This window comes from Kaarinaea lacus (assembly GCF_975902315.1).
In genome coordinates, this window is the sequence record NZ_CDLKIE010000148.1 from 1 (window position 1) to 7,933 (window position 7,933).

The 7,933-nt window shown below is 42.8% G+C and carries 5 protein-coding genes; 3 read left to right on the forward strand and 2 right to left on the reverse strand.

Going from position 1 to position 7,933, the window contains the following annotated elements; all coding sequences use genetic code 11:
- On the forward strand, positions 1-344 hold a 344-nt coding region (locus ACWVCM_RS04125), incomplete at its 5' end, for a diguanylate cyclase domain-containing protein (protein WP_455200447.1).
- 592 nt (positions 345-936) lie between these two features.
- On the opposite strand, the gene ACWVCM_RS04130 is transcribed toward ACWVCM_RS04125, so the two are convergent.
- Entirely contained in the window at positions 937-4,032 is a 3,096-nt protein-coding gene (locus ACWVCM_RS04130; protein WP_455200448.1) for a fused MFS/spermidine synthase, read from the reverse strand.
- Between the two features lie 869 nt (positions 4,033-4,901).
- On the opposite strand from ACWVCM_RS04130, the gene ACWVCM_RS04135 reads away from it, so the two are divergent.
- Both ACWVCM_RS04135 and ACWVCM_RS04140 read left to right on the forward strand, forming a co-directional pair.
- Positions 4,902-5,072 (forward strand): hypothetical protein, encoded by a 171-nt coding sequence (locus ACWVCM_RS04135; protein ID WP_455200449.1) that lies wholly within the window; start codon positions 4,902-4,904, stop codon positions 5,070-5,072.
- A 1,027-nt stretch (positions 5,073-6,099) separates the two neighbouring features.
- Complete coding sequence (locus tag ACWVCM_RS04140) at positions 6,100-6,225, forward strand: hypothetical protein (RefSeq protein WP_455200450.1); 126 nt, start codon at positions 6,100-6,102, stop codon at positions 6,223-6,225.
- Between the two features lie 253 nt (positions 6,226-6,478).
- Here ACWVCM_RS04140 and ACWVCM_RS04145 read toward each other — a convergent pair.
- Positions 6,479-7,933: ABC transporter ATP-binding protein (locus ACWVCM_RS04145; protein WP_455200451.1), on the reverse strand; the 1,455-nt coding region annotated here is incomplete at its 5' end.

Genomic DNA, 7,933 nt, shown 5'->3' on the forward strand with positions numbered 1-7,933 from the left:
AAAAACTGGAAATCGATATGGAAGCACCCGGTCCTAAAACCCTGGCCTTATTAAATATCGATGCATTTTCTTCTATAAATACCGCTTATGGAATTGAAGTGGGAAACTTCGTTTTAAAAACAGTTGCCAAGAGATTATCTGAGCTAAGTAATAGCGATACAAACGTATATAAGCTCTCTGCAGATGAATTTGTAATCCTCTCTACAAATAGCGAGATCATTCCCTATATGTTAAAAAGCAATATCCGTAATCTCTTAACAAAGAATGTTCTCATTCTCCCAAAGATTCCATTCCTTGTTTCACATTGCTGCGATAAGAACTCCCCGCTCAGTTTATTGTTATAAAAAATTACTACACAATCCCTAACTATCTCTGTCGTGTTTTTTGGTATATCAGCATGTTCTTATTTAACTTTTTTATGCTTAACAAAAAACTCGAGCAACCGATGCTAGACTAATAATAACCAACATGTCAACGATGGTATTAAATTTTATAAACGCATTTAAAAGAGCGAAATTGTTTTTAAAATGTACAAATTAAATGAATGCATAAACGCCAAAATAATACTTAAGCACTACTTATAATTGCCTTTAAATTGCAAGCCACAATAAAACGCAACTAACTAAACAACTTAGTTAGCGTTACTCAACTGAGATTGTAACTTTATGAACTTAATAGAATTCTTTATGACTAGCGTCAGGAGGGTACATTAGAAGATTGAATTATTATGCGCTTGAATCGCGACATTAAAAACCTAAATGAGTAAAAATAGACTCACTATAAAAATTTCGTTTTTGTCGTTCCAGCTATATTTCTTCATTCGTTAACGTTTATAAAAACACACGAGGAGTTACGAACATTTTACATCATGAAATTTTTTATATTATAAAAAAGTATGACACCTCTATTTAGTAATAACTGTTTTCGACATGTTAATTACGCTGCGTCAGGTTTGGCATTTGCCAATGCATCCACTTTTTTCCTTAGCTTATCCAGGTTATCGGCATTGGCATTTAAAGATTCGATGCGCGACAGTAATGACTGGGCACGTAAGGTTGCTTTTTTATCAATAGCCATGTTTAAAGCATTAGTCATTCGCTCAACCTGCTGATCTGACAACTCAACCAGACGTCTCGAATACCGATCCATATTTTGCTGATCCTGCAATGCGCCAAAATAACGCACTAATACACGAATTTGTGGCTCTTCAAACAGGACATTATCGGCTATTCCCAGCAGGGATTTGCCTGCCTGTTTTAATTTGAATTCCGCCAAAGCTGTTAATTGCCATGCCCGTTCTGCATCATTTTGTGGCTTTATTCTCGACAACCGCTTGAGTTCGCCCTGTTTGTACAATAATTTCGCCTTCATAGTTCGGCGTAAACTTTCATCCTGAATTCTTGCGATGACTTTATCGGCATCCTCAAACCGTAAAAGCTCCATCATGATCTCAGCCTGTTGTTGGTGAGTCACATCTGGCCAGGTGTCATTTTTTTCATACATGGCAATCGCCGCGTCATAATCATAAGTACGCCACTGAAACTCATGATCGACCGCTCTCGATTTAATTGCATCGTGCTTTAACAAATTAGTGACGGCATGATGCACCAAATTAAATTCGTCCCAACGATATAAAGACTGAGCGTAATCATAAAAGATATCGGCCGCTTCATTCCCTAACAGCTGGTTTGCGTCCAGAGTATAGTTGTCCCAAAGGAGTTTATATGGGCTTTCATCCCCCGTCGCATTCTTGTCAAGAGCAGACAACCTGACCTCAGACAATATATTCATATCCGTATTCGGCACCATGTCACCCGCAGCCTTTATAGCCTGATCGCGCGATAAGGCAAAATACCATAGTAAATCTTGCGGATACTCCATGTCATGAAATGCAAGACCGGCTTTAATCCTTTCCTCGTTAAATCTACTGGCCACTCGATCCAGATCGAACTGCATTGGCTTACTGGAACCAAACATCAGAAAGTCTCCAGTACCAACATCGGCCATGGTAAATCCTTCCGGAAAGACTGCATAAAAAGCCTGTATAATGGCGCGCATGGTGGTTGCATCCATGTTAAACATGCTCAACCATTGCCCATAAATACCACCCTCATTTAAACGGGATTTTACGACCTCAAAAAACTCTTTGGTAAACACAGTAGATGCACGAGACAGCCACGGATGTGAAGGTTGTGCCGCAATCAGATCATATTTAACATCCTCCAGCAGCAATGTGTTACGCGCATCATTGAACTCTAGCGTTACACGCGGATCCTGCAACATGGGTATTTCATTGCCATAAATATATCGCCCCGCATCAACAATGACCGGTTCCAGCTCTACTACCTTGATACTCTCCAACCCTTCCGTTAACGTTAGCGCTTTGGTAGTAAATCCACCTCCGTAGCCCACCACAAACGCCGACCTGGGATCTTCATGGAGAAAGTAAGGCATTAAGCCCAGCAGGTATTCAATAATCGGCGGATTATCCAGGTTTTGCTTATCGAATCCCGATTCATTCAAACCATTATTCTGGATACGTACATGACGCCCGTCGTAGGTCACCAGGCTAACAACACCCGTCTTACCCTCTTTGACAAACAGCACTTTCGGTTTCTTGCCTTTACCGGCGTTGAAATCATATTGATACTGAACGGAAGCGATAAGTTCTTTGTAATTGATGTGATCAAAAAACCAGTTACTGCCAATACCTATCACTGCTAATACGGTAACCGCAATTCGTGCTGCGGGTTTCGGTAACGGTTTCACAAAAATAAACGGCAGCACCAGGATAATCAGCGCCATAGTCGTTAATAATACATCGGTACCATATTGGGGAATAATCCAGAAACCGGCTGCGATAGAACCAAAAATGCTCGCAACCGTGTTTATGGCATACGCTTTACCAATTCGCGCGCGCACACCCGACAAATTCCCGCAGTACAACTTCAGGTTTAATGGAAACAGCGCGCCAAAAATAAACGTCGGCAGGATTAACATAAAAAACACGATGGCGTATTTCACGCCATGACGTAACCATGGTTCCACCGAGAAATGGTTAATGGCTTCAAATATCGGTGGCAAGAAACTCAGAAAAGCTCGGGTAAATAACAGTGATGTACCCAGGGCCACCAGCCCAACCGCCATCCAGAATTCCGGACGATGAATTTTATCCAGGTATTTTTTTACCCACCAGGAACCGGCAGCGATACCAAACAGAAACACGGTAAGAATTGCCGCAAAGCCATAAATCGTCGTACCCGTAAAAATAGACAAGTATTTCGTCCAACCGACCTCCGTGGCAATCGCCGCAAAGCCGGTCGCAAACAAAACAATCAGGGCATGAATACGCAGCGGTGCCTGCTGTTTTTGGGATTCCTTTTGTTTCGCGGTTAACTCACCACGAATATCATCACTGGTTTCAATGGGAGGGAATGTAATACGGGAATTTAAATAAAGCGCCATAAAGACAATAAAGAAATTCAATGATGCTGCCATATAAACGGCGCCATCTAATCCCCAGTTTGGCACAAAAACAAAACCTGCTAACAGGGCACCAAATACCGCACCCGCGGTATTTAAACTATAAAGTTGGCTAACCCGCTTACCCATATCCCCCTGGCGTCGCACTAATATGGCCGCCATTACTGGAAAGGTTGCACCCATACACATGGTGGGAATCACCAGCAAGGCCATGGCGACGGCGAATTTAAATTGCAACACCGAACCCCACTCAGGTATCGCAGCCATTATATTGTCGAGATTCAACAGTATCGGTAACAATGCAAGACCAGCGATACCAATAACGGCTTCCAGTACAATGTATACATTCAGGTTATCGATGCGATTGCGCGTGATCCGTTCGGCGAGATAACTACCAATGGCTAGTCCCAGGAAAAATGCGGCGAGCACTGTACTCACTGATGCACTGGTTGAACCCATACTTAAACCCAGTAAACGCACCCATACAACCTGGTACGTTAGCGCGGCTACGCCCGAGACAACTAAAAATAAAGCCGCCAGCATTAGCATAATAATGACCTTTAATTTTTATTGTTGGATTTATAGAAGTTACCAACTCGATGATACAACCAGAAAACGATGGTGAATTATTCCACAACCTAATTCGCTTTCGCCCCAATTAAAATATTTCACTCCCATTCAAAACTATTGGCGAATGTAGCTGATAATTAATCAAAATCAAACCACACCACTGACATTGTTGAGCATTTTACTAAGAAAAAACTACTTACGTATAGATACGTATTTTACTTATTTTATTATCCGGATCATTTTTTGATGATTAAATATTGGCCAGACTTAAGTAAAATTAGTCTTTATTTTTCATAGGATTATAATCATTCGCCTATCCAATACCGTTGTTACGGCTACCCGTCGACCCACAGAAACTACTTATTAATACTACTTAAGTGTTTATTTGTAAGCAAACAGCTAAAGTACTAAAGCTTTTAGCTTAAATTATCCTTAATTTCCCTAAATTTTGTTGATATTAATTAAATTATTTTCTATAAATAACAATATGTTATCAATATTTTTCGTTAATTTTTATTTATTCTGATCAAAATCAAAAGAAAGTACTTAAAATTTGACGAATTCCAAAATCCTATGCTAAGTTTACCAAGTCTTCAATGCTTCTTGATGGTGCGCGGGGGCATTTAACTGGCTAACAGTTATTCATACTCAAACACCATTAAGGTGGTAAGCAAAGAGGACCTAGGAGATCTAACGATCGTCCTGAACATGTTAAGACTGTTAGTCATTCTATGGCACACCAGTCCTACCATGGTCGGAGCTCTCGTTAGTCACCTTGCTAACTGTTCAACGTCTCAACGTTCGAACGCCATTAACCAACGTTAATTACTACGCTTAAGGAGATTATTATGGGCGGAGGAATGGGCGGTGGCGGCGGCATGGGCGGCGGCGGCGGAATGGGCGGTGGTATGGGTGGCGGCGGTATGGGCGGCGGCATGGGTGGCGGCATGGGTGGTGGCATGGGCGGCGGCGGAGGCATGGGCGGTGGTGGTATGGGCGGCGGCGGCGGCGGAATGTAATTCCCCCCGACATTAAAGTCGAAAACCATATCGTCAACGTTGTTACAACCATGACGAAGCTAAAACTCAGGTCACACACAATGCTTACCTAAGCACGCTGTGTACTGTTGTTACTTGTACTACGACATTTTGTTGCTCGCAGCACTTTGCTGTAAGTCACTACAAAAACCGTAGTCAGCTTTAGCGCAAAGCTGTACGAAGAGGGGGCACCTAGGTGGCCCTTCTTCTATTTTGGGCTCCCGAAAATTTAGTTGGTTATTCATTGTGAAAGCATGAAAATCTCCTCTGCACTGATTCACACTTCGCACAACCCTGCCTATCCAGCTTATTCATTATTAAATCTTGCTTTTGCACCCCTTCATTGGAAAACTCCTCGCAGTAACTTCATCTTTTCTGTCATATTCATCAGTTAACTAAATGGAACAATTCTTTCCATCCTGCGCGCATCATTAACGCACTACTGAATCCAATCATGCGCGCTACTTGACCAATGGATAACGCAGGTATCATTACTAACATTAAACCGTAAATCTACTATTGCTACTGTTTTTTATTCCTGTTACATCATTGCGCTTATTGAAACGCACAATCATCAACCAGAAATATGAAGTTTTTATGTCGCTACGTAGTAAAACTTGTAGCGGCTAATTGCTTATGTTAATTTTCTCCGCGTCAATCGTTAGTCACAAATAAACATATTTCTTGTTTGTTTATACTCTGCGATAGACCGCATCGTGGGGCACATGAAGTCGCGTCAAACCTGGGGTTAATATTACATCATGGGTTTGCGTTAGTACCCGTCACGTAATTTAGACAAAGTATTAAGGATAAAGTAACTCAGTAGTAATCTGTCCTTTCTAGATTACGTGATGCTTTCATAAGTATGGCAATGTGAGCAGTAGGGATTGTGACGCAGTTTGTCTTTATTCCCAATCACTTTCCAACGGATATTACACATTCATGTTCAGGCGATGTGTTCAACTATATTGATCTTAACTTAGACCAACCTACATAAAGGAGATACATTATGGGCGGTGGACAAGGTGGAATGGGCCAAATGGGCCAAGGTAATCCTGGTAACCCTGGAAATCCCGGTAACCCAAATCCAGGCATGGGTCAGGGCGGCCAGGGAGGTATGGGCGGCGGCATGTAATTCGCCACCATCTTTCTTATAGCAGTATGCCTAATATTTAGCGTTAATAATTAAAATACTACCCAATAAATATTAAGCAGTAGTAACAGCGCTAAAACACTCTCACTCTGTTGTCGTTAGCTCAGTAACTGCAACCTGGTGACTAAAGGAGTTCTCTTTTTATAAGAGCGCTCCTTTTTGTATTCTGGGGTACAGTAATAAAAAAGAATTTCTCGCATCCTTCGAACGCTCAAAATGACATCCTGCCAAGCAATTAGCTCTGCTCTGCGCCTGTTTGCCAATCCACAGCCTGCTGATAACCGGGATGACTTTGTAACAGCTCTTCATGCGTTCCTGAAGTCACCGTACCATCACCATTGAAATACAGCACCCGGTTGGCAGAGCGTATGGACGAATAACGATGAGCAATAATCAAAGTAGTGCGGTCTTTGCGCAATTTACCCAGCGCATCGACAATCATTTGCTCCGATTGGCTATCCAGCGCCGAAGACGCTTCATCAAGCACCAATACGTGTGCATCACGTAAAAACGCCTGAGCAATGGCCAGGCGTTGAAACTGCCCAACGGATAAACTGACGCCTTGCGCACCAATCGGAGTATCCAGCCCCTGCTCTAACTTTTCTATGTATTCCCAGGCGAAGCCAGCCTTACAGGCATTAATCATTTCGTCTTCGCTGGCATCAGCTTTTGCCATGCGCAGGTTTTCGTGGATGGTGTCGTTAATAAAAAAGGGTTCCTGCCAGACAATAGCAATATTGTTGCGCAAGGAATTTAAGGTTACTGTTTTAATGTCAACGCCATCAATGCTGATACTTCCCTGCTGCGGATCATAAAACCTTAGTAACAAATTAGCGAAGGTAGATTTACCCGAACCGCTAGGACCCACCAGGGCGACACACTCCCCGGACGTTATGTGTTCTGATATACCCGAAAACACTGCCTGGCCCTGCTCGTGATAAGAAAAATGGACGTTGTTGAATTCAATCTCACCCCGTTTTACTTTCAACTCTGTCGCTGCAGCATCTTCCTGAATAATGGATTTAGTTTCTAACAGCTCCATAACTCGCTGTGCAGCACTGGCATCGCCTTGCAGTTGAATGGGAATCAACGCAATTCCACGCACGGGCACCGAAAGATAACCCAGATAGACAATAAAACTCACCAGCGTACCCACTAATAGTCGTCCTGACTCAATGCCTTCAATTCCCCAATACACGATCACTACGCCCGCTAAATAAATCAATACACCAAACACTCGATCATACAAAATGTTTATGGCGCGCATTTTTAGCGCCCAGTGCCGCGCTACTTCAAATACCGAGGCATGTTTGCCGCTCATACGGTTTTCTACAGTAAAGGAGCTGATACCCCGCAAATTACCCAGGGTCTGTTCTTCGAATGCCATTAGTTCGCCATTGCGGCGAAAGTAATGGCTCGCAGCAATGCCTTTGCGCGGCGCCAGAAAATGTTGCGTGAGGTAAAACAGGGGAGCCAGACATAAGGCAACCAGCGCCAGTTGCCAGTCAATCCAGAACAACATGGAAATATAAAATACCAGGACCAGCATGTGGGACAAAAAGCCTAAAGGCACGTCCAGAATGAATGTGAGCAGACTATCAATATCACTGGTGACACGCGCCATCATGTCGCCTTTTTTAAAGCGATCACCAATTGGATAGGAAATCTTCATGATGTGCAATAAAGTGGC